We start from the raw sequence: 21,974 nt of genomic DNA on the forward strand, positions 1-21,974 counted from the left end.
CGCTACTGGCGCGTGCCGCCCCCGCCCCGCTCCTCCCCCTGGGAACGCAGACCGCCCGCCGTCGCGAGTCCCTCCGCGATCCGCAGGTCCAGCCGGGTCTCCTCGCTGTCCAGCGTCTCCTGCACCCGCCGCAGCACGGTGTCGTCGATCCGGCCGGCGTCCCGCAGGGTGACCAGCCGGGCGCGTTTCACCCCGATCAGCTCCTGACGCAGGCGCAGTTCCGTGTGGTGCGCCGGTGGTTCGGTCCTGCGCAGGCTCTCCGCGTACGATTCCAGCTCCCCGGCGAGACGCCGCTCGACCTCGGGCGGCGCACCGCACCATTCCGCCCGCTCCCGCAGCGCCGCCAGCGCGCTCGCGGTCATCTCCTGGCGCGCCAGGAGTTCCTCGCCGGCCTCGGAGGGGTCCGGGGAGAGCCGCGACCACCGGATCACCGCGGGCAGGGTCTGCCCCTGGAGCAGCAGGGTCGCCACGATGACCACGGCCGTCACGAAGACGATCACATTCCGGTCCGCCAGCTTCGTACCGTCCGCGGCCAGGGTCGGTACGGCGAGCGCGGCCGCCAGGGACACCCCGCCCCGTACCCCGCCCCAGGCGACCGGCATGCGCTGCCGGGCACCGATCCGGCGGGCCCGCTGCTGCGGGCGCCGGTCCACCGCCCGGATCAGGTACGGCGTGGTGTGGAGGTACACCAGCCGCGTCAGGATCACCGCTCCCGTGACGGACGCCGCCAGCGCGACCACATCGCCCTGGCCGAGCGTGGGAAGTGACCCGATCACGTCGGGCAGTTGCAGGCCGACCAGCACGAACAGCGACCCATTGAGGAGAAAGGTGGTGACCTGCCAGAACGCGAGGCTCTGGACCCGGGTGCTCGCCGGCATCAGCAGGGGACTCGCCCTGCTGATGATCAGCCCGCACACCACCACGGCCAGCACGCCCGACACGTCGGCCAGTTCCGCCGGGACGTAGACGGCGAACGGCGTGAGGACACTGATCCCGCTCTCGATCGTGCTGTCGTGGGTCCTGCGCCGCGCGCCCATCACGAGCAGTGCGACCGCCGCGCCGATCGCCGCCCCGCCCACGTACGACAGGACGAACCGCAGGACCGCCCCGCCCCACTCGAAGGAGTGCTCGCCGGTCGCGATCTCCACGGCCACCGCGAAGACGGCCAGGGCCGTGCCGTCGTTGACCAGGCTCTCGGCCCGCATGGTGGTGAGCGTCCTGCGGGGCATGCCCCGTGCCACGCTCGCGACCGCCGTCGCGTCCGTGGGCGCCAGCACGGCCCCCAGGACGAACGCCAGCGGCCACGCCATGCCGAAGCCGTGTGCGGTGGCCGCCACGGTGACCGCGGTGAGCAGCACCAGTCCCACCGCGAGCAGGACGATGACCCGGAGGTTGGCCAGGATCTGGTGGAGCGAGATCTTCAGGGACTCCGCGTACAGCAGCGGCGGCAGGAAGATCAGCAGGATGAGGTCGGACGACAGGTGCACGTGGCGGAACTCGGGGATGAGCCCGACCAGTACGCCGCCCAGGAGCAGGGCCACCGGCTCACTGACGCGCAGGCGGCGGGCCGCCCACGTCAGCAGAAGAACGGTCGTCACCAGGACGAGGGCGATCTCCAGTCCCGCCATCGAGCGGTCTCCCGTTCTGCGCCACAGCTGTCGTAGGTCGATTTGTCCCGATACCGTATCGCGATGAGTTCCGGCCGCCGCGACGGTCAGTACAGACGGCGGACAACAGTCGCGCGCCATCGACGCCACGAGGAGGCGGTCATGCCCCGTATCACTCCCAATCTCTGGTTCGACACCCAGGGCGAGGAAGCTGCCGAGTTCTACGTCTCGGTCTTTCCGAACTCGAAGATCAAGAACATCTCCTACTACGGCGAGGCCGGTCCGGGTGAGGCGGGCACGGTGCTCACCGTCGAGTTCGTGCTCGACGGTCAGGAGTACCTCGCGATCAACGGCGGTCCCCGGTTCACCTTCGACGAGGCGGTCTCCTTCGCGATCGACTGCGCCGACCAAGCGGAGATCGACTACTACTGGGACAAGCTCTCCGACGGCGGCGAGGAAGGCCCCTGCGGCTGGCTCAAGGACCGGTACGGCCTGTCGTGGCAGGTGGTTCCCGCGGCGATGGCGGAGCTGATGAGCGACCCGGACCAGTCGCGCGCGCAGCGGGCCATGAAGGCGATGTTCGGCATGAAGAAGCTCGACATCGCCGCGCTGTACGCCGCCGCCGACGAGGCCTGACCGGGCTCGCGACACGGGGCGGCCGGGCAGGGGAGACGTACCGGAAACGGAGATCGCGTACCGGGAACGGCGCCAAGGGTTGACAGTGGTCAGTCATGAAGCCACTCTCGCGGGAGAGCGCTCTCCGTGGTCGTTTCCGACCACGGAGCGATGAGTCCTGAGTCACCGACAGCCGCCCCGCACGCGCCGTCGCCGACCGTGCCCCGGCGTTGTGGTGGAGAGGCGTCACAACCCGTGGAGACCCGCATGCGCCTCCTGTCCTCGTTGTCCTCGTTATTGCGAACCGTCCGGCGCCGCAGACCGCTGATCGCGGTGGCCGTCGCGATGAGCCTCGCGATGGGCGGTGCCGCCGCCACCTCGGCGGGCACCGCCCAAGCGGCCGACACCCTGTTGTCGCAGGGCAAGGCCGTCACCACTTCCTCGACCGAGAACGCCGGAACCCCCGCCTCCGCGGCGGTCGACGGGGACGCGGGGACCCGCTGGTCCAGCGCCGCCGCCGACCCGCAGTGGCTGCGCGTCGACCTCGGCGCCACCGCCACCATCAGCTCCGTCGTCCTCAACTGGGAGACGGCGTACGCGACGTCGTTCAAGATCCAGGTCTCGGGCGACGACCAGAACTGGACCGACATCCACTCCACGACCAACGGCCCCGGCGGCAACCAGACGATCGCCGTCAACGGGTCCGGGCGTTATGTGCGGGTGTACGGCACCGCCCGGGCGACCGGCTACGGCTACTCCCTCTGGGAGTTCCAGGTGTACGGCACAGCGGGTGGCGGCGGTGGGGGCCCCACCCCCACCGGCACGCCCATCTCCGCCTACAAGCAGGTGTCCGCATCGACCTGGGAGGGCGCCAACGCGCCCGCGGCGGCGCTCGACGGGCGGACCGACACCCGGTGGTCGAGCCAGTTCGCCGACAACCAGTGGTTGCAGGTGGACCTCGGCGGAGCGGCCACGATCACCGGCGTCGAGCTGAACTGGGAATCGGCGTTCGCCTCCAGCTATCGCGTCGAGCTGTCCGACGACGGCACGAACTGGACCACGGTCCACACCACCACCACGGGGAAGGGCGGCGTCGAGCGACCTGCCGTCACCGGCAAGGCACGGTACGTACGGCTGTTCGCCACCACGCGCGCCACGGGCTACGGCGTCTCGCTCTGGGAGTTCCAGGTCTTCGGGTCCGTCGACAGCTCCGCCGCCACCGCGCCACTGCTGTCCCCGCCCACCAAGGCCCCCGGCACCCTCAACCAGTTCGCGCTCTCCGCGCCGGCCGACCGGGCCATGATCACGAGCACCCGCAGGCCCGCGTTCTCCTGGGCGGCCGTCCCCGGCGCCGCCCGCTACGAGGTGTGGCTCAACGTCAGCCGTACCGATTACGACTTCACCGCGTCGGGCAACCTCCTCGACCTCTACACCAAGGTCGCCGAGCCCACCGGCACCACGTACGCGCCCTCCTGGGACATCACCGACCGCTGGACCTACAAGTGGTACGTCGTCGCGGTGAGCGGCTCCGGGGCGAAGACCACCTCCAACATCCGTACGTTCAGCGTCTACAAGCCCGACATCGAGACCGTCAGCGACGGGGTCGGCCTCGTCAACGGCGCGCGGGACCTGAACAAGAACGGGACACTCGAACCGTACGAGGACTGGCGCCAGCCGGTCGAGACCCGGGTCAGTGATCTCCTCGGCAGGATGACGCCGGAGGAGAAGGCCTACCAGATGTTCTACAACGTCCAGTCGTTCCCGCGCTCCGGCTGGCACTTCGGACCGGCCCAGCCGGGCGACCTGCACGACATCCTGCTCTCCACGGCCGCCACCCGGCTCGGCATCCCCCCGGTCTCCGCGGGCGACACCACCGCCGGCTACCAGACGACGTACCCGCTCCAGAGCACGCTGGGCGCGAGCAAGGACTACCCGCTCGACTACCAACTCGGCGACATGCAGCGCAAGGAGCAGCTGGAGGTCGGCGCGCGCGGCACCCTCTCCCCGCTCGCGGAGGTCGGCACGAAGGTGCTCTACCCCCGCATCCAGGAGGGCGGCGGCGAGAACGCCGACGCCGTCGGCGCGCAGCTGCGCGCGCTGGTGGCGGGACTCCAGGGCGGGCCCGAGCTGAACCCCGCCTCCGTCCTCGCGACCGTCAAGCACTGGCCCGGCGAAGGGGCCGGCGGTGAGGCGGGCATCGTCTACGACGGGGTCACCATCAAGTACCACATGATCCCGTTCCGGGCGGCGATGGAGGCCGGGGCCGTCAACATCATGCCCGGCTACGCGGGCAGTTCGTTCCTCGACCCGGGCGGTCCCGGCGCGGGCGACAGCGCCAAGATCCTCGCGTACCTGCGCCAGAACCTCGGCTACACGGGCCTCATCACCACCGACTGGTTGCCGTCCGGGGCCTGGGTGAACGCGGCCAACGCGGGGTCCGACGTGATGGGCGGAGCCGACCCGGGCGCGGTCGGCTTCACCATGGCGGGCTTCCAGCAGCAGGTCCCGATCGCGCGGATCAACGACGCGGTGACCCGGATCCTGCGGCTCAAGTTCCAACTGGGCGTCTTCGACCGGCCGTACGGCGATCCGGTCAACGGCCCCTACCGTTTCCACCAGCCGAGCTACGTCGCTCTCGCCAACAAGGCGGCGCGCGAGTCCAACACCCTGCTCAAGAACAACGGCGTCCTGCCGGTCAGGCTCAACCGGGGCGACAACATCGTCGTCGCGGGCGCCCGGGCCACGGACGGCGCCGCGTGCTGCATCTGGTCCAGCTACTTCCACCCCAACTACGGTTCGCAGACGACGCTGGAGGCGATCAGAGCGAGAGCCGCGACCGCCGGGGTCAACGTCTACCAGGACAGCGGTCCGGCACCGAAGCTGGCGGTCGTGGCCGTGGGGGAGCCGTCGTACACCCACGCCACCTCGTGGCCGAACACCCAGCCGTATCTGCCGGCCGATCAGCTCGCCCTGATCCAGAACTTCAAGAATCAGGGGATCCCGGTGGTCGTGGTGCTCACCCTGCCCCGGCCGATCGTGATCAGCGAGTGGAACGGTCTCGCGGACGCCATCGTGGTCACCTACCGCGGCGGCGAGGAAGTGGGACCGGCCACGGCCTCCCTGCTCTTCGGCGACTACACCCCGCGCGGGAAGCTTCCGTGGCAGATGCCGAGGAGCCTGGACCAGGTCCTCAAGCCCGGCGGCGGTGACGTCCAGGCCGACGCGAACGAGAAGTGGGACCTTCCGTACGACCTCGGCGCGACCGACGCCGAACGGGCGGACATCAGGGCGAAGATCGACGCGGGCCAGCCGGTGCCGCCCACGTACGGGAATCCGCTCTATCAGTACGGGGCGGGGCTGACGGGCTGGAACTAGCACGGCTCTCGCGGACTGCTCTCAGGGCGAGTCCTGGGGAGGATCTGTGATCTCGGCCGGGTCGGCTGTCAGGGTCGACTCGGCCGGGATCCAGCGGTGCGACCCGGTGTCGTAGTCATAGGCGGGGCGGCCCCGGAGGCTGCTCGTACGGAACGGCTTCCCCTGGTCGTCGATGCGTACGGTCCCGGAGCGCGCCCCGCTGCTCCACTCCAGCTCCAGATACCACTCGCAGTCGCAGGTGACCGTACGGCCGGTGGCCAGCAGGACCTCGGGGTCCGTGGCCGAGACCTTGTAGGGGAAGGAGACGGCGGGGATCGGTTCGCCCGCGTCGTTGCCCGCCTTGGAGCGGGCGACGGGGCGGGACGCGTCGAGGTCGATGTCGAACAGGCGGGGGGTGAGGGAGCCGCCGCAGCCGGGGCTCATGCTGTACGCGTTGTACGGCAGGGGCGTCCGCTTCGCGGCGATCCGGACGTGCAGGGCCTGGAGGACCACCGCCGTGTCGCTCTTGCCCTGCACGGTGACCCGCACGCTGCTCTCCCCGGCGTCCACCGCGCCGACGGACCGGGCCCAGGGCTCGGCGTCGGACTCGGTGGGGGGCGGGGGGACGGCGGAGGGGGCGCGGTTGACGAGGAAGGCGTGGCCGCAACCACCCTCCCAGACGTAGCGGTTGGTGCTCCAGGTGAAGGGCGTGCCGCTGCTGGCGCCTCCGCTGGTGCCGCCGCCTTTGACGTCCGCCGGTGGACCGGACGGCTTCTTGCCGACCGTGGTCCTGGGGCGGGGGTTCGTCCTCTGCCTCGGATCACCCGAACGGGGCGCTCCGGTGGGAGCCGTGGCCGTAGCCCGGGCCGAGGCGCTGGGGCCGGGGGACGGGGAGGTGCCGGACGTGACGCCGCCGCCCGCCGACAGCGGGGCGCCGGCGGTCCGGCCGCCGGCCGGTGTGCCGGAGGGGCGCTGCCGGTCGGCCGTGGAGAGGGGGGAGCGGTCGAAGGCCAGGAGGAGGACAAGCCCGAGGACGGCCGCGGCGAGGGCGGCGGAGTAGCCGGTACGGCGGAGCAGGAGGCGGCGGCGGGCGAGCGGGGGAGCGTCGGTGAGGGGCGAGAGGCCGGGGCCGACGTCCGAGCCCGTCCCGGCAACAACCTCAGCGTCCGTCTCCGTCTCGGTACCCGCCCCCGCCCCCGCCCCAGCAGCCTCTCCCACCCCAGCAGTCCCTCCCGCCCCGGCCTCCTGACGTTTGCGACGCTCGATGTCGGCCCGCACCCACAGGCGGTGAAGGGCGATCAGGTCGTCGCCCTCGCAGCCGCACAACCGCGCCAGCCGTTCGACCGGCGCGAACTCCACCGGCACCGTGCTCCCCGAGCAGTACCGGTGCAGTGTCGAGCCGCTCACCCCCACCCGGCGCGCCAGCGCACCGTAACTACGGCCCGAACCGTCCCGGATCTCGCGCAGTCGTCGCGCGAACGCGTCGGTCTCCGCGTCCTTCGGCGTGCTCACAGCGTGCCCACTCCCCCCGGCCGTCACAGGACGGCGTTCCACCCCTACTGAAGAGACCCACGTCAAAGGGGGTGGAACGGTTCCAGCGTTCCACGGACGGCACAGGTGCTTGCGGCCTCCTCCCGAGCCGTCAAAGCTGGTGATCGTTCAGTCAACGACGAACACGGGGGAAGTTTTTCCATGATCACGAACATGTTCCGCACCGCCGCGCTGACCACAGCGGCCGCGGGAATGACCATTGCCACGATCACCGCGGCGACCGCCACTCCTGTCACACCCGCCTTCCTCGCGGCCTCCCAGCTGCCGGCCGCGAGCACGCCGTGGATCGCGGGCCCGGTGCAGTCAGGGGCGGCCGACGACTTCTGTGTCGAGGGCGTGGCGCCGGACGCGAACAGCAAGCACCGCGAGTTCAGGACCGACCTGGACACCGGCGCCCGGCAGACGATCACGGTCGCCGCCAGCGAGACCAAGGCGAAGGCCCTGGCCACGAAGCTGCGTACCGCGATCGAGGGCTGCCTCGACCGCCTCAAGGCGGAGTACCCGAGCCTGGAGGGCGAGGCCTTCCACCACGGCCGCGTCAACGTGGAGGAGGGCGCCCACCTCTACAGCATCGACACCTCCGACCCCGAGGTGGGCTCGACCGACATCGCGCTCTACGCGGTCGGCCGCGACGGCAAGGCGGTCACGGTGATCGGCTGGAGCCAGTTGGGCGACCTCGACGGAGCACCCCTGAACGCCTTCCGCACGACGACCCGCACCGCGGTCGCCAAGCTCTACTGAGCCACCACAGACTGTCCGTCAGGAACCCCAACGGCTCCTGACGGGCACATCGGGGGAGCGAGCGGGCTCCGGACCGGACCACTCCGGCCCGGAGTCCGCTTACCCGTTGCCGCGCCTACGGTCCGCGCCCTACGGGAACGGGAGCGTGCGGGCGAAGAGGGTGACCAGGATCAGGACCGCCGGGAAGCAGGCGAGGAACATGGCGAACGTGTAGCCCATGATGTCGCGGGCCTTGAGGCCCAGGATCGTCAGGGTGGGGAGCATCCAGAACGGTTGCAGGAGGTTGGCGCTCGCCTCGCCGAGGTCGTACACCACGACCACCCAGCCCTGGTTCACGTGGAGTTGGTTCGCCGCGTCCAGGACGTACGGTGCCTCGATCACCCACTTGCTGCCGCCGCTGGGGACGAAGATGCCCAGGACGCAGCTGTAGACCGCGATGAAGGCCGGGTAGAAGAACTCGTTCGACACCGACACCAGCCAGCCCGCGATCGTCTTGCTCAGGCCGGTGAAGGCGATCATCCCGAAGATGCCGCCGTACAGGGGGAATTGGAGCAGCACACCGGAGGCGGCCGGGGTGCCCTCGCGGAACGCCTGGGCCAGCCGGACCGGGCGCCAGTGGAGGATGAGGGCCAGCAGGATCAGGATGAGGTTGATGGTGTTCAGGTCGAGCGCGGCGAGGGTGTCGCCCTCCGCGTCGGCGAAGTGCCTTACGAGATACCAGGCGCCGAGCGCGAACAGCAGGATCGCGAAGACCGGGCTGTACTCGATCCACTCCCCGGGCCGCCCCCGCCGCGTCTCGGGACGCTTGCCCGCCACGCTCGGCCCCAGGTCGATCCCCAGCTGTTCGGCGGTCTTCGCGCGGTCGGGGGACGGGGAGAGGAACCAGGCCGTCGTCACGGCGATGACGAAGATGACCGCCGTGGCCACGACGCCCTGCCACAGGAAGATCGTCTCGGTGAGCGGGATGAGCCCGCTGCCGCGCCCCTCCGCGATGACCTTCTGCACCGCCGGCGGGCTCGACGCGGCGCTGGCCACCTGGAGCGCGGCCGATCCCGAGAGGCCCTGCGCCCAGACCGTACCGAGCCCCAGGAAGGCCATCGCGCCGAGCGCCCGGTAGTCGACACCGCTGATCCTGCGGGCGATCTCCTTGGCGAGGATCGCCGTGAAGATGAGGCTGAACGCCCAGTTGAGGTACGAGGTCACCATCGCGACGGCGGCGGTGAAGGCGATGGCACCGCGCGGGGTACGGGGCAGCCGCGCGATCGTCGCTATCAGCCGGCTCACCGGCGGGGAGACCGCGACCGCGTAACCCGCGATGATGATCATGGCCATCTGGAGAGTGAACGTGATCAGGGACCAGAAGCCCTGACCCCACGCGTCCACCAGGCCGTACCCGGTGGTGTCCGCCGGATCGGACGGACTGCCGAACAGCCCCTCCCCGGACGCGAGTCCGAGCGCGAGGACCGCGAACGTACCCACCAGGACGAAGCCCAGCGCGTCGGGCAGCCACTTCTCGGTGAAGGCGGTGAAACGCAGGGCCAGTCGCGCGAGCCAGTTGTCCCCGGTCGGCGCCGACAGCTCGGACGGTGTGGTCCGCGCCGGCTTCGGGTCCGGCTCCTGCGGGGGCGCCGTGGGCATGGGGGTCTCCTGTCGGCCGGTGGGGGGAAGCGGCTGTGGGGAGGATGGTGTAGGGGGGCGCCGCCCGTAGTCAATGGCGCCGCACGGCTCCCGCCCGCCCCGGCAGCCCCACCGGCATGTGGTCCAGACCTATTGACCGAAGGTCTGGACCAAATTACCGTTCGGCGGAACACCGGAACCCCCACGGACGTCTCCAGGCCCCCACAGGCCGGGAGTTGACCGGGTCCCCCCCCACAGACCGCCATGGACGACCGGGCCGATCAGGTGCCCGCCTGTCATGGCAAGAAGGGACTACCGCATGATCGGTCGGACCATACGCACCCTCGGCGCCGGACTCGCGCTCGCCTCGCTCGGCTTCCTCGCCCAGCCGCCCGCCACCGCCGCGCCGAGCGCCCCGCAGGCCGAGACCTGCGCGGTCAAGTCGAAGCCCGCGGGCAAGGTTCTCCAGGGGTACTGGGAGAACTGGGACGGCGCGGCGAACGGCGTCCACCCCCCGCTCGGCTGGATCCCGATCACCGACAGCCGCATCGCCGCCCATGGCTACAACGTGGTCAACGCGGCCTTCCCCGTGATCCGTTCGGACGGCACAGTCCTGTGGGAGGACGGGATGGACGCGACGGTCAAGGTCGCGACCCCGGCCGAGATGTGCCAGGCCAAGCAGAACGGCCTGACGCTCCTGATGTCGATCGGCGGGGCCGCCGCCGGCATCGACCTCAACTCCACCGCCGTGGCAGACCGTTTTGTCGCGACGGTCGTGCCGATCCTCAAGAAGTACAACTTCGACGGCATCGACATCGACATCGAGACCGGGCTGGTCGGCAGCGGCACCATCACCAAGCCGTCCACCTCGCAGGCCAACCTGATCCGCATCATCGACGGCGTCCTGGCCCAGATGCCTTCCAACTTCGGCCTGACGATGGCCCCCGAGACGGCCTACGTCACCGGCGGCTCCATCACGTACGGCTCGATCTGGGGCTCGTACCTGCCCATCATCAAGAAGTACGCGGACAACGGCCGCCTCTGGTGGCTGAACATGCAGTACTACAACGGCAGCATGTACGGATGCTCGGGCGACTCGTACTCCGCCGGTACCGTCGCGGGCTTCACCGCCCAGACCGACTGCCTGAACAAGGGACTGGTCGTCCAGGGCACCACCATCAAGGTGCCGTACGACAAGCAGGTCCCGGGACTCCCCGCCCAAACGGGCGCGGGCGGCGGCTACATGGCGCCGAACCTGGTCACCCAGGCCTGGAACAAGTACGGCAACGGGCTCAAGGGCCTGATGACGTGGTCCATCAACTGGGACGGTTCGAAGAACTGGACGTTCGGCAACAACGTCAAGGCCCTGCAGGGCCGTTGAGCAGGTACGACACAGGGGCGAGGGCCGGGCGTCCGCACGACGGGTGCGGGCGCCCGGACGGCAGGCGGCCCGCCCGCCGGAGAACAGTCGTTTCATGGGCTACCTGACCGTTCGGCAATGTCACCTGCGGCAATCCACCGAGAAGGATAAGGCCGAACGGGATGGCCGCTGAATGGCGGAACACGTGACACCGACCGGGTCGGTCGACAGGAAACCTGCTCTTCGCTCCCTACCCTGTGAGCGAATCAGTGAGGCCAGAACCGGGCGGGCCGCCCTTTCTGACTCGCGGCCGGGAAGTCCACGCAGTGGACATCACCATCGGAGAGCACGCATGAATGACGACAAGACCTCGAACGAGCTGCCTCGGCGTCGGTTCGTGGCGTTCTCCGGCGCCATCGGTGCGGCGACGCTCCTGACCGGCGTGGAGGCGGCGTCCGGACCCACCGCTTCGGCAGCCGCCCCGATGCCCGCAGACCCTGCCTCCGACACGTGCCCCACTCCACCTCCCGGCGGAACCCCGACCTGCCCCCCTGCTCAGCTCCAGCCGCTCTGCGGCAGCCCTGCCGACAACGATCCGCTGTGGCGGGACGTCCAGTACTGCACGCAGGGAAAGCCCCTGCCCCCCGGGCAGAACCCTCCCGCCTGCCTGAAGGTGACCCCGGACTACGTCGTCCTGAACGGCAGGCCGTCGAGCCGGCACAACTTTCTCCTGACCCCCAGTTGCCGGATCACCGGTATCGAATGCCCGTTCATCGAGACCTCCGGCGCGCCAAATTACTGGAACGACGCATGGGAGAACGCCCGGAGCGGAGGGAGCGTCCCCGTGCAGTATCCCAATATCGGTTTGGGGATCAACTCGCAGAGCGCCCGGTTTCTCAACCAGTTGCACATTCACATGGCCGGCGTCCGGGCGAGCACGCAACGGCGGCTGCAGGAACTGGAAATGATGGGACGCGTGGCCACCAGCCCCGCGCAATGGGACGCCGTGCAGTACCGGGTACCGGTCACGGGCTCGGACGGGACGGGGGACCGTACGTACCGGGCCCTCAGGCTGCCCAGTCTCGGGATGAATCTCTTCGCGCAGTTGCAACAGTATGTCGTGAGGCCGAACGGGCTGAACATGGCGAACCAGACGCTGATCGTGGTACCGAAGATGACGGCTGCGGGATTCGCCGGGGCGTTCTACGTCCTCAACAGCGACTCTTCGCTCCACGACGGCACGAATACGTGTGACCACCTTCTCGTGTACAGCTGAGCCCTCAGAAAAAACGAGAAACGTATGTTCCCCTGACAGCGGAGACCGGGCGGACGGCCCCGGGACTCTACCCCGGTCAAAGCCGTCGCCGACCGGCAGACCGTGGCTCGCTAGCGGTGGGAACGGCTGAACAGGTGCGCCTGCCGCACCCCGGCCTTGCGGAGTTCGTCGGCCACGACGCGCAGTGCGGTGCGGGCCATGTGCGGGTAGATCCCGTCCTTGCAGTCCATCCAGATGCGGGGCACCGTGGCCTCGACGGCCGCGTAGTTGGGACTGTAGGGAGGGAAGGCCTCGTCCCAGAGCTCCTCGGCCTCCTCAGGAGAGAGTTCGCGACCGTCCTCGAACACGCGCATCAGCCGAGGTTTCGCGGCGGTGAGTGCGACGACCGCGCGGGCGGGTTCGTCCGACTCGACGACGATCTCCCAGTTCTGCACCAGCGCATCGCCATTGCCGCCAAGGATCCCGCATGCCTCGGGGCCGACCGTGATACCGCCCGGCTCGCTCTCCGTGACCACGGCCCGCCGCATCCACAACGCCGCCTCGTCGCAGTACAGGCATGCCTCTGCCACACGCCAGAGCATCTGCGGGCCCGAACCACGAACCGCCTCCTCGAACAGTTCCTGGGCGTGCTCCCACTGCCCCGACTCATGGGCCAGACAGCCACGCCTGAACGCGGCCTCGGAAGAGTGATCTGCGGACGGCGGAAGAGCTTCGGTATCCATGGCCCTTCTCTATCAGTGAGTACTGACGTCCCGTCACCGAATCACGTCGTGGGCGGGATCTCGTCGAGCACCAACACGACGTGCTCAAGCTCGCCGTACCGGACCGTGTCGGTACGCCGGAAGCCGTGTCGCTCCAGCAGACGCACCGAGGCGGTGTTTCCAACGAAGGGATCCGCGTACAAGGGGCGGGCCTTCTCCTGTTCCAAGAACAACGCCAGTGCCCGCGAGCCGATCCCACGCCCCCAGTACTGCCTGCCCAGCCAGTACCCGATGAAGCGGCGCCCCTCGTCCCACCAAGCCATGACGTTGCCCGCCAGCTCGCCTTCTACGGTGACGGCCTGCACGAAGCCCGTCGGATTCCCAAGGATGTTCGTCGTCCAGTGGGCCATGAAGGCTTCCCGTTCCCGGGGCGGGAAATTCGACCGCAGCACGGCCTCAGGATCGTGCTCCTGCACGAAGAACTCTTCCAGATCGGCCGGTTCGACGTCTCTCAAACGCACCTGATCAGTCATATCGGCGGAGTATGCCACCGGCCACTGACACACCCGTTTGCGGTAGCCGGCCAGCCAAGGCTGAGGCCGCTGTCACGGGGACCGTCCCGGTCCGAAACCACGGCCGGAGCACTGCCCGGCAGAGTCGAGCAGTGGGAACGTGCCCGCCAACGGCACTCCTCCGACCGCACCACCACAGGCTGACAACAGGCCACAACCTGCCCGCAAGCCGGAACCGCTCCGTGCCAGTCAGTTACTTCTCCCACACCGTGATCTCCGCCTCTACGGTGTCGTCGTCATTCACTGACTTCACCTTCATCAACGCGGTGCGACCGCTTTGGGTGATGAGGCATACCGATTGGCCGGCCGAGACGGACAACTCGTCCTTCGCCTGTAGTTGCGCCAAGCTCGTGCATTCTCCCTGCGTGGGGTTCTCACCTTCGGGCACCGGCGCCATTTTGTAGTCGTCGAACTCGGCGGTCCCCTCCGAGAGAGTCTCGAACAGCAGGAAGTCCCCCGTGATCGGAGAGTCTTCCGCCGGCGGCACGGTGTCGAGATCCCAGTGGTAAGCCGTCACATGAATGTCGCCGTGCCAGCGCACGGAGGAGGTCGTCTTCGGGGAAGGGGTTGCCGCCGGGTCCTGCCCCTCGCTTCCGCTCTCCTCGTCCGGCGCGGGTACCACCTTCGTCTCCGTCGCCGTAACGGTCACCGTGGGCTGAGCCGCGCCAGTGGGGGACTTCAGCCCCGCCGCTGGGAGGCCGAAGAAACCGAGGAGAAGTCCGACTACGGCGACACCGGCCATCACCACCGCCGCCCATCCCTGCATCAGGGCCGAGCGATGTGCCGGACCAGGCGGATGCGGTGCTCCGGGTAGTGGAGGCGTTCCCGGTGGCGAAGGCGTTCCCATGAATCCCCCTACGTGACGTGACGTGACGTGACGTGACGTGACGTGACGTGACGTCAGTCGAGCGTGGCACGACAGCCACGCAGGGCGAGCTGTTCCGCAGCCTCTGTGACAACTCTGTTTCTCTCCCCGAGGCCCTGTCGGGAGTCGGCGAAACGGGGGGCGGGGGGGGCACTCAAACGGGCTTTTTGGGCGGTTGACCGCAGATTCGGGGGTGATCGGCCGCCCCCGTGGCCACGCGGGCGGTTTCTGTGCGGCAAGGCCCCGCAAGGCCGTTGAGTCGGTACGACACACAACGAGGGCCGGGCGCCCGCACGACGAGTGCGGGCGCCCGGCCCATTTGCGTAAGGCCGTTCAGCGGACGGACCGTCAGCCGAGCGTCGCCAGGGCCTGTTTGAAGGTCGCCGACGGGCGCATGACCGCCGCCGCCTTGACCGGGTCCGGGCGGTAGTAGCCGCCGATGTCGGCCGGCTTGCCCTGGACGGCGATCAGTTCCTCGACGATCGTCGTCTCCTGCTCGGACAACGTCTTGGCGAGAGCGGCGAACGCCTCCGCGAGCTGGACGTCGTCCGTCTGCTGGGCAAGCTCCTGCGCCCAGTACAGGGCCAGGTAGAAGTGGCTGCCCCGGTTGTCGATGCCACCCACCCGGCGACTGGGCGACTTGTCCTTGTCCAGGAACGTGCCCGTCGCGCGGTCGAGCGTGTCCGCGAGCACCTGGGCGCGCGCGTTGCCCGTCGTCTGCGCGAGGTGCTCGAAGCTGACCGCGAGCGCGAGGAACTCACCCAGGCTGTCCCACCGCAGGTAGTTCTCCTTGATGAGCTGCTGGACGTGCTTGGGCGCGGAACCGCCCGCACCCGTCTCGAACAGCCCGCCGCCGTTGATCAGCGGCACGACGGAGAGCATCTTCGCGCTCGTGCCCAGCTCAAGGATCGGGAACAGGTCGGTCAGGTAGTCACGCAGCACGTTGCCGGTGACCGAGACCGTGTCCTCGCCGCGGCGGATCCGCTCCAGGGAGAACGCGATCGCGTCGACCGGCGACATGATCTCGATCCGCAGGCCCTCGGTGTTGTGCTCGGGCAGGTACGTCCTGACCTTCTCGATGATGTTCGCGTCGTGCGCGCGCGTCTCGTCCAGCCAGAACACGGCCGGGACGCCGGTCGCGCGGGCGCGCGAGACGGCGAGCTTGACCCAGTCCTGGACCGGTACGTCCTTGGTCTGGCACATGCGCCACACGTCGCCCGCGCTCACCGCGTGCTGGAGCACGACGTCGCCCGCCGTGTCGACCACCCGCACCGTGCCGGTGGCGGGGATCTCGAACGTCTTGTCGTGGCTGCCGTACTCCTCCGCCGCCTGCGCCATCAGGCCGACGTTGGACACGGAGCCCATCGTCGCCGGGTCGAAGGCGCCGTGCGCGCGGCAGTCGTCCAGGACGACCTGGTAGATCCCCGAGTAGCTGCTGTCGGGGATCACCGCGAGGGTGTCGGCCTCCTGGCCGTCGGGGCCCCACATGTGCCCCGAGGTGCGGATCATGGCCGGCATCGAGGCGTCCACGATGACGTCGCTCGGCACGTGCAGGTTGGTGATGCCGCGGTCGGAGTCGACCATCGCCAGCGCGGGGCCGTCGGCCAGCTCGGCGTCGAAGGACGCCTTGATCGCCGCGCCGTCGGGCAGCGCGTCCAGCCCGCCGAGGATGCCGCCGAGCCCGTCGTTGGGGCTCAGGCCGGCCGCCGCGAGCGTCTCGCCGTACTCCGCGAACGTCTTCGGGAAGAACGCCCGTACGACATGGCCGAAGATGATCGGGTCGGAGACCTTCATCATCGTGGCCTTGAGGTGCACCGAGAACAGCACGCCCTCGGCCTTGGCCCGCGCCACCTGCGCGGTGAAGAACTCACGCAGCGCCGCCACGCGCATCACCGAGGCGTCCACGACCTCCCCGGCCAGCACGGGCACCGACTCGCGCAGGACCGTCGTCGTACCGTCGTCGCCCGCCAGCTCGATCCGCAGCGAGCCCGCCTCGGCGATGACCGCGGACTTCTCGCCGGTACGGAAGTCGTCGGCGTCCATCGTGGCGACATTCGTCTTGGACTTGGGGTCCCAGGCGCCCATCGAGTGCGGGTGCGCCTTGGCGTAGTTCTTCACCGAGGCCGGGGCGCGCCGGTCGGAGTTGCCCTCGCGCAGGACCGGGTTGACGGCGCTGCCCTTGACCTTGTCGTACCGCGCGCGGACGTCCCGGTCCTCGTCGGTCTTCGGGTCGTCGGGGTAGTCCGGCAGCGCGTAGCCCTGCCCCTGGAGCTCGGCGATCGCCGCCTTGAGCTGCGGGATGGAGGCCGAGATGTTCGGCAGCTTGATGATGTTCGCCTCGGGCGTCTTGGCGAGCTTGCCCAGCTCGGCGAGCGCGTCCTCGATGCGCTGGCCCTCCTCCAGGCGCTCGGGGAAACCGGCGATGATGCGCCCGGAGAGAGAGATGTCGCGGCTCTCCACGGTGACCCCGGCCGTCGCGGCATAGGCCTCGACCACGGGCAGGAAGGAATACGTCGCCTGGGCCGGCGCCTCGTCGGTGTGTGTATAGATGATGGTCGAGTCAGTCACCCGGTGCTCCGCTCCACGTCTGCGACATTGCTTGATATCAAGATATCCCGTGGACGCCCACCTCTGGCCAGGGCCCTGCCCGCTCCGTGCGCCGGGACCGCGCCGTCCTCCCCGGAGCGGACGCAACACGTCCCGGAACCATGCATATAGTTGGTTCCAGGACAAATGGGTCTCGTGTCCCTCCGTGCCGCCCTGCCGGTACCGTCCGTCAGCGCCGTCGCATGAGTGCTGTCCCGCCAATGCCGCTGAGGAAGGGCAGGTCACATGGAGCGCCGCAGCGCCCGATCCACGCCGGACCGCGACGCGACCCTCCAGGCGCTGGGCGCGGATCTCCTGGCAGCACTCCCGAGGACGCTGGCGGCGAACCGGATGGGCGGATTCCTGCGGGACCTGAAGTCCGACACGATCTTCCTGGACGCGGGCGCTCTCGCGGTCTTCGACCTCCCGCCCGACGGGTTCGACGGCCGGCCGGAGACCCTGTACGCGCTCATGGTGGCCGACGACGCGGCCGCCTTCCGCGCGATGTTCTCGCGGGTACGGCACGAGCCCGGCGCCTACGGCACCTACTTCCGCATCCGGAGCTCCGACGGCACCATCCGCTGGGCGCACACCCAGGGCGTCATCGAACGGGACGCCTCAGGGACCCCGCTGCGGGCCATCGGCGTCGTCCGGGACGCGAGCGCCGAACTCCAGCACGTCGCCCAGCAGGCCGTCCTGGAGCCCCAGCGGCGCCATCAGAACGACGTGGTCCAGGCGACCACCGCCGCCCTGTCCCGGGCCCTGACCGTGGAGGACGTACTGGCCGCGCTCACCAGCCGCGAGATCCTCGACCCGGTCGGCGCCCAGGCGATCTCCCTCACCGTCCTCGACCAGGACCGGCTGCGCCGTATCGCCGTCGCCAGCCTGCCTATGACGATGCGGGAGGAGATGGAGTTCTCCCGGATCGACGCCGACCTGCCGGTCGCGGAGGCGTTCCGTACCCACCGCCCCGTGTTCATCACCAGGCAGAGCGTCGAGGCCGAATACCCGCAGCTGTGGCCGCACGTCAAGGACACCCCGCTCACCGCGGGCGCCGTCCTCCCCCTGATCGCGCAGGCCAGGGCGAGCGGCGTGCTGTCGATCATGTACGAGGGCAAGACCTCCTTCACCCCCGAGGAACGCAACCTCCTGATCGCCCTCGCGGCCACCATCGCCCAGTCCGTGCAGCGGGCCGCGCTGTACGACGAGGAGCACGCCATGGCGGTCGGCCTCCAGCAGTCGATGCTGCCCGCCGCCATCCCGAGCATGCCGGGCCTGCGGGTCGCCGTCCGCTACCAGCCCGCCCGCACCGGCCACCAGATCGGCGGCGACTGGTACGACGTCGTCCCCCTGCGGGGCGGGCGGGTCGGCCTCGTGGTGGGTGACGTCCAAGGACACGACATCCAGGCATCCGCCGTCATGGGCCAGCTGCGCACGGCCCTGCGCGCGTACGCCGCCGAGGGGCATCCGCCGGCGGCCGTCATGGCCCGGGCGTCGAGATTCCTCCAGGACCTGGACACCGACCGCCTCGCCACCTGCGTCTACGTCGATCTCGACCCGGCGACCGGGCGCGCGCTGCTGGTACGGGCCGGGCACCCGGGACCCGTGGTCCGCCACGCCGACGGGAGCAGCAGCCGCCCCGCGGTGGCGGGCGGCCTGCCCTTTGGGCTGCTCCAGTACAGCGACGGGCCCTATCCCACGACCGAGCTGCTCCTCGGGCCCGACGACACTCTCCTGCTGTGTACGGACGGGCTGCTCGAATTCCGGGGGGAAGACATCGATGTCGGGGAGCGCCGGGTCCAGAGGGCGCTGTACGACGGCCCCACGGACCTCGACGAGCTGGCCGAGTACATCGTCGACACGATAGAGACCCGGCAGGGGCAGGAGGACGACGTGGCACTGCTGCTGGCCACGCTGGCTCCGGACGAGCGGAACGCTCCCGCGTAGAGGCGTCGTGCGGGCCTCCTGCGGAGGCTGTCCGGGCCCCTACGGAGGGCCGTCGTACGAGCCCTCCCAAGGACGCTGGTCGTCCCGGCCGAACACCCACGCGTGGGCCGCCTCCGCCGTGAAGGCGCCCTGGCCACCGGGGAACAGCAGCCCGGCGGTGCCGTACACGGGATCGGTGGCCAGGGCGGCGACGTACGGAACGGCGATGCAGCGCATGCCCGCCGCGCGCGCGGCCGCCACCCCCGGGATCGCGTCCTCCAGGACCACACACCCGGCGGGCTCGGCGCCCAGCCGGCGGGCCGCCTCCAGGAAGACGTCCGGAGCCGGCTTGCCGTGCGGGACCTCCTCGGCGGAGACCCTCGTCGTGAAGTACGCGTCCAGACCGGTGACGCCCAGCGCCACGGTGATCGCCTCGCCGGACGACCCGGACGCCACCGCCATCCGTACGCCCTCGGCGTGCAGCCGCTCCACGAACTTCCGCATCTCGGGGAACACCTCCGTGGAGGCGCGCACCAGGTCCAGGTAGAGCCGGTTCTTCTCCGCCAGCAGCCGCTCCACGGGGGCGTCGATGCCGTACTCCTCACGCAGCGCCACCAGCGTCTCCCAGGTGCTGATCCCGATGAAACGACTGTGGTGCTCCCAGGTGAAGTCGTCGACGCCGTACCGGGCGAGCAGCAGCCGCCCGGCCTGGTAGTAGTTGGGTTCGCTGTCGATCAGGGTTCCGTCGAGATCGAAGATGACCGCCTGGGGGCGCGAAGTGCTCATGCCCCCAGCATGCCAAGCCGTACGGCGGGTATACGGCTGGGACGCACGGCTCGCCGCGCTCGCGGCGGGAAACCGGCGCACGCACGGCGGGAAATTGGTCCAGACCGCCTGCTACCGTCGCCCCGGCGAGTTTCAGTCGAAGAGGGGACACACACGTGAGCGGCAGGAGCGACGGACGGGCCTTCATCGGGTCGTTCACCTCGGCGGGCGGCCGCGGCATCATCGCCGCGACCGTGGACCCGGAGACGGGCGCCCTCACCGAACTCGGGGCCACCGACGCCGTGGCGGACCCCTCCTTCCTCGCGCTGGCCCCCGGCGGGTCCGTGCTCTACGCGGTCTCGGAGACCGAGGAGGGCGCGGCGGCGGCCTTCACGGTGCCCGGACCGGGCGCGGGGGCGCCGAGGCCGCTCGGGGAGCCCGTGCCCGTGTGCGGCGCGGGTCCCACCCACCTCACGCTCGCCGCCGGTCATCTGGTGACCGCGAACTACGGCTCCGGCAGCGTCACCGTGCTGCCGATCGCCGCCGACGGCGCGCTGCGGCCGGCCAGCGGGGTGCTCCAGCACGAGGGCACGGGACCGCACCCGGACCGGCAGCGCGGACCGCACGCGCACCAGGTGGTGGCCGACCCGAGCGGCCGGTGGCTCCTCGCCGTCGACCTCGGCACCGACTCCGTCCAGGTCTCCTCCGTGGACGCCGCCTCGGGCGAACTGGTCCCGCACGGGGAGACGGCCCTGCGGCCGGGCTCGGGGCCGCGTCATCTCACCTTCCACCCGGAAGGCAGCCACGCGTACGTCCTGAACGAACTCGAACCCACCCTGACCGTCTGCCGCTGGGACGCGGCGACCGGGGTCCTGGAACCGGTCGGCGAGACGGCCGTCCTGCCGGACGGTGTGGAGACGGAGAGCTTCGCCTCCGAGGTGGTCGTGGCGCGGGACGGCCGGTTCGTCTGGACGGCCAACCGGGGGCACGACAGCATCAGCGTCCTCGCCCTCGACGGGTCGCGCGAGAAGGCCGAGCTGGTCACCACCGTGCCGTGCGGCGGCCGCTGGCCGCGCGATCTCGCGCTGGACCCGGCGGGCCGCCGCCTCTACGCCGCGAATGAGCACTCCGGCGACGTGAGCTGGTTCGACATCGACCAGGAGACGGGGATCCCCATCCCGGCGGGGTCCTTCGAGGCCCCCGCGGCCTCCTGTGTGATCTTCGGCTGACCCCCGGGCCGACTGAGCATGGGCCGTATGACCGCTGAACGCGGCCGTAGGACCCCGGGCCGACCCGCGAGAGCCCCTGCGACCCCGTGAAAGCACCCGAGGAAGGGCCTGCGCCGAAGAGTGACCGGCGCGGCCCTTCCGCGTCACGGGGTTGCCTGCCGCGCCGCGCTGCGCGGTGTCAGTGGGTCGGTGCCCCCTGCGCCGGCTCCGCGATGCCCAGTTCCGCCGTGTACTTCGAGAGCACCAGCTTGCCGATCGCGGGGTAGGCCCCGAGCGGCTCGGCCGCGGCGCTGTCGGCCTCCTTGAGAGCCGCGTCGAGCAGCCCGCCGGGAAGCTCGGGACCGACCAGGTACGGCGCGAGCGCGAGTTGCGTCGCGCCGGAGCCACGTAGCTCCTCCGCGACGGCGGCGACCGAACCCTCCACGTCGAGCGCGGCGGCCATCACCGGTACGGCGAGACGGGCGGCCAGCAGCATGCCGGTGATCCCGGCGGTCCGTACCGCCTCCTCACCGCCCACCGTGACCAGGATGATGCCGTCGGCGGCGGTCGCCACCGTGAACAGCCTGGCGCGGTCGGCGCGGGCGAGCCCGGCCTCCGACAGCCGTACGTGCAGACCTTCGGCGAGCAGCGGGTGCGGACCGAGGACGTCCGTCGTCCGTGCCTCGGTGCCGCTGTCCACGACAGCCCGGCGTATCCGGTCGAGCAGGTCGTTCTCGGGACCCGTGAGCAGGGGGACGACCACGGCGGCCGGTCCCTCGGGCTCGGTGACCTCGCGGCCCGCGGCCTTCGCCAGCTCGTAGCGCTCGATGCGCCGGGCGGCGAGCCGGGTCAGGACGGCCTGGAGCGTGGGCTGCTCGGTCGTCTCGTCCGCGTCCTCGGAGCCGTCCAGGAAGCCGATCGCGGCGTCCAGTCCCGGCAGCTCGGAACGGGCGATGCTGATGACTTCCTCGGCCAGGCCGCGCGCCGCGTCCGAGGGGGCGCCGGGGACGGCGAGGACCAGCGCGGGCGCACCTTCGGGTGCCGCCACGGGCTCCGGGCGGCGGTGGCGCCCCGACTGACGGGGTCGCGGCATTCGTACAGGCAGGCCGGGTGCAGGCCCAGTGGGGGTGCTCATGGCGTCGAATGCTACTGGTTTTGTGGGTGCGGCTGTTCGGGGAGGGGCCAACCCCGAGGCATCTGTCCCTATTTATCCGTTAGGTATTTTTCTGC

At 70.3% G+C, this 21,974-nt stretch carries 16 protein-coding genes; 7 read left to right on the plus strand and 9 right to left on the minus strand.

Annotation, left to right across the window (positions count from 1 at the left end; genetic code table 11):
- Positions 1–2: 2 nt before the first annotated feature.
- Positions 3–1,628 carry a Na+/H+ antiporter gene (locus tag ACIO1C_RS15315; protein WP_401863112.1) on the minus strand — a complete coding sequence of 542 codons (1,626 nt, stop codon included), beginning with the start codon at positions 1,626–1,628 and terminating at the stop codon, positions 3–5.
- Positions 1,629–1,769: 141 nt separating this feature from the next.
- Here ACIO1C_RS15315 and ACIO1C_RS15320 point away from each other — a divergent pair, with 141 nt between their 5' ends.
- Together ACIO1C_RS15320 and ACIO1C_RS15325 are read left to right on the plus strand one after the other, a co-directional pair.
- Positions 1,770–2,243, plus strand: a complete 474-nt coding sequence (locus tag ACIO1C_RS15320; RefSeq protein ID WP_401863114.1) for a VOC family protein — start codon at positions 1,770–1,772, stop codon at positions 2,241–2,243.
- A gap of 246 nt (positions 2,244–2,489) precedes the next feature.
- Positions 2,490–5,597: a discoidin domain-containing protein gene (locus ACIO1C_RS15325; protein ID WP_401863117.1), complete on the plus strand. Its 3,108-nt coding sequence runs from the start codon at positions 2,490–2,492 to the stop codon at positions 5,595–5,597.
- Positions 5,598–5,618: 21 nt separating this feature from the next.
- Here ACIO1C_RS15325 and ACIO1C_RS15330 read toward each other — a convergent pair whose 3' ends face one another.
- Entirely contained in the window at positions 5,619–7,088 is a 1,470-nt protein-coding gene (locus tag ACIO1C_RS15330; protein WP_401863119.1) for a helix-turn-helix domain-containing protein, read from the minus strand.
- Between the two features lie 180 nt (positions 7,089–7,268).
- Between ACIO1C_RS15330 and ACIO1C_RS15335 the strand changes: the two genes are divergently transcribed.
- Positions 7,269–7,868 carry a hypothetical protein gene (locus ACIO1C_RS15335; RefSeq protein ID WP_401863121.1) on the plus strand — a complete coding sequence of 200 codons (600 nt, stop codon included), beginning with the start codon at positions 7,269–7,271 and terminating at the stop codon, positions 7,866–7,868.
- 129 nt (positions 7,869–7,997) lie between these two features.
- On the opposite strand, the gene ACIO1C_RS15340 is transcribed toward ACIO1C_RS15335, so the two are convergent.
- Entirely contained in the window at positions 7,998–9,506 is a 1,509-nt protein-coding gene (locus ACIO1C_RS15340) for a short-chain fatty acid transporter (RefSeq protein ID WP_401863124.1), read from the minus strand.
- Between the two features lie 298 nt (positions 9,507–9,804).
- Here ACIO1C_RS15340 and ACIO1C_RS15345 point away from each other — a divergent pair, with 298 nt between their 5' ends.
- Positions 9,805–10,866, plus strand: coding sequence for a chitinase (locus ACIO1C_RS15345; protein WP_401863127.1), 1,062 nt, complete (start codon positions 9,805–9,807; stop codon positions 10,864–10,866).
- A 331-nt stretch (positions 10,867–11,197) separates the two neighbouring features.
- Complete coding sequence (locus tag ACIO1C_RS15350) at positions 11,198–12,121, plus strand: CDP-diacylglycerol diphosphatase (RefSeq protein WP_401863130.1); 924 nt, start codon at positions 11,198–11,200, stop codon at positions 12,119–12,121.
- Positions 12,122–12,231: 110 nt separating this feature from the next.
- Here the strand turns inward: ACIO1C_RS15350 and ACIO1C_RS15355 are convergent, their stop codons facing one another.
- From ACIO1C_RS15355 to ACIO1C_RS15370, 4 genes are all read right to left on the minus strand, one after another.
- Positions 12,232–12,843, minus strand: a complete 612-nt coding sequence (locus ACIO1C_RS15355; RefSeq protein ID WP_401863132.1) for a hypothetical protein — start codon at positions 12,841–12,843, stop codon at positions 12,232–12,234.
- 41 nt (positions 12,844–12,884) lie between these two features.
- The gene (locus ACIO1C_RS15360; protein ID WP_401863135.1) at positions 12,885–13,355 is read right to left on the minus strand and encodes a GNAT family N-acetyltransferase; all 471 of its coding nucleotides are present in this window, start codon (positions 13,353–13,355) and stop codon (positions 12,885–12,887) included.
- Positions 13,356–13,587: 232 nt separating this feature from the next.
- Positions 13,588–14,142 (minus strand): hypothetical protein, encoded by a 555-nt coding sequence (locus ACIO1C_RS15365; RefSeq protein ID WP_401863137.1) that lies wholly within the window; start codon positions 14,140–14,142, stop codon positions 13,588–13,590.
- A gap of 465 nt (positions 14,143–14,607) precedes the next feature.
- The gene (locus tag ACIO1C_RS15370; RefSeq protein ID WP_401863140.1) at positions 14,608–16,827 is read right to left on the minus strand and encodes an NADP-dependent isocitrate dehydrogenase; all 2,220 of its coding nucleotides are present in this window, start codon (positions 16,825–16,827) and stop codon (positions 14,608–14,610) included.
- Positions 16,828–17,091: 264 nt separating this feature from the next.
- Between ACIO1C_RS15370 and ACIO1C_RS15375 the strand changes: the two genes are divergently transcribed.
- The gene (locus ACIO1C_RS15375) at positions 17,092–18,792 is read left to right on the plus strand and encodes a SpoIIE family protein phosphatase (protein ID WP_401863142.1); all 1,701 of its coding nucleotides are present in this window, start codon (positions 17,092–17,094) and stop codon (positions 18,790–18,792) included.
- 39 nt (positions 18,793–18,831) lie between these two features.
- Here ACIO1C_RS15375 and ACIO1C_RS15380 read toward each other — a convergent pair whose 3' ends face one another.
- Positions 18,832–19,557: an HAD family hydrolase gene (locus ACIO1C_RS15380; protein WP_401863144.1), complete on the minus strand. Its 726-nt coding sequence runs from the start codon at positions 19,555–19,557 to the stop codon at positions 18,832–18,834.
- Positions 19,558–19,712: 155 nt separating this feature from the next.
- Between ACIO1C_RS15380 and ACIO1C_RS15385 the strand changes: the two genes are divergently transcribed.
- Positions 19,713–20,765, plus strand: a complete 1,053-nt coding sequence (locus tag ACIO1C_RS15385; RefSeq protein WP_401863147.1) for a lactonase family protein — start codon at positions 19,713–19,715, stop codon at positions 20,763–20,765.
- Positions 20,766–20,943: 178 nt separating this feature from the next.
- On the opposite strand, the gene ACIO1C_RS15390 is transcribed toward ACIO1C_RS15385, so the two are convergent.
- Positions 20,944–21,879 carry a sirohydrochlorin chelatase gene (locus tag ACIO1C_RS15390; protein ID WP_401863149.1) on the minus strand — a complete coding sequence of 312 codons (936 nt, stop codon included), beginning with the start codon at positions 21,877–21,879 and terminating at the stop codon, positions 20,944–20,946.
- Positions 21,880–21,974: the final 95 nt, after the last annotated feature.

Source organism: Streptomyces sp. NPDC087420 (genome assembly GCF_044744165.1).
Lineage (GTDB): Bacteria > Actinomycetota > Actinomycetes > Streptomycetales > Streptomycetaceae > Streptomyces.

Bases quoted from the DNA above. Each gene is read 5' to 3' on its own strand.
- ACIO1C_RS15315 (WP_401863112.1), bottom strand. From the start codon at position 1,628: ATGGCGGGACTGGAGATCGCCCTCGTCCTGGTGACGACCGTTCTTCTG.
- ACIO1C_RS15320 (WP_401863114.1), top strand. From the start codon at position 1,770: ATGCCCCGTATCACTCCCAATCTCTGGTTCGACACCCAGGGCGAGGAA.
- ACIO1C_RS15325 (WP_401863117.1), top strand. From the start codon at position 2,490: ATGCGCCTCCTGTCCTCGTTGTCCTCGTTATTGCGAACCGTCCGGCGC.
- ACIO1C_RS15335 (WP_401863121.1), top strand. From the start codon at position 7,269: ATGATCACGAACATGTTCCGCACCGCCGCGCTGACCACAGCGGCCGCG.
- ACIO1C_RS15340 (WP_401863124.1), bottom strand. From the start codon at position 9,506: ATGCCCACGGCGCCCCCGCAGGAGCCGGACCCGAAGCCGGCGCGGACC.
- ACIO1C_RS15345 (WP_401863127.1), top strand. From the start codon at position 9,805: ATGATCGGTCGGACCATACGCACCCTCGGCGCCGGACTCGCGCTCGCC.
- ACIO1C_RS15350 (WP_401863130.1), top strand. From the start codon at position 11,198: ATGAATGACGACAAGACCTCGAACGAGCTGCCTCGGCGTCGGTTCGTG.
- ACIO1C_RS15355 (WP_401863132.1), bottom strand. From the start codon at position 12,843: ATGGATACCGAAGCTCTTCCGCCGTCCGCAGATCACTCTTCCGAGGCC.
- ACIO1C_RS15360 (WP_401863135.1), bottom strand. From the start codon at position 13,355: ATGACTGATCAGGTGCGTTTGAGAGACGTCGAACCGGCCGATCTGGAA.
- ACIO1C_RS15375 (WP_401863142.1), top strand. From the start codon at position 17,092: ATGGAGCGCCGCAGCGCCCGATCCACGCCGGACCGCGACGCGACCCTC.
- ACIO1C_RS15380 (WP_401863144.1), bottom strand. From the start codon at position 19,557: ATGAGCACTTCGCGCCCCCAGGCGGTCATCTTCGATCTCGACGGAACC.
- ACIO1C_RS15390 (WP_401863149.1), bottom strand. From the start codon at position 21,879: ATGAGCACCCCCACTGGGCCTGCACCCGGCCTGCCTGTACGAATGCCG.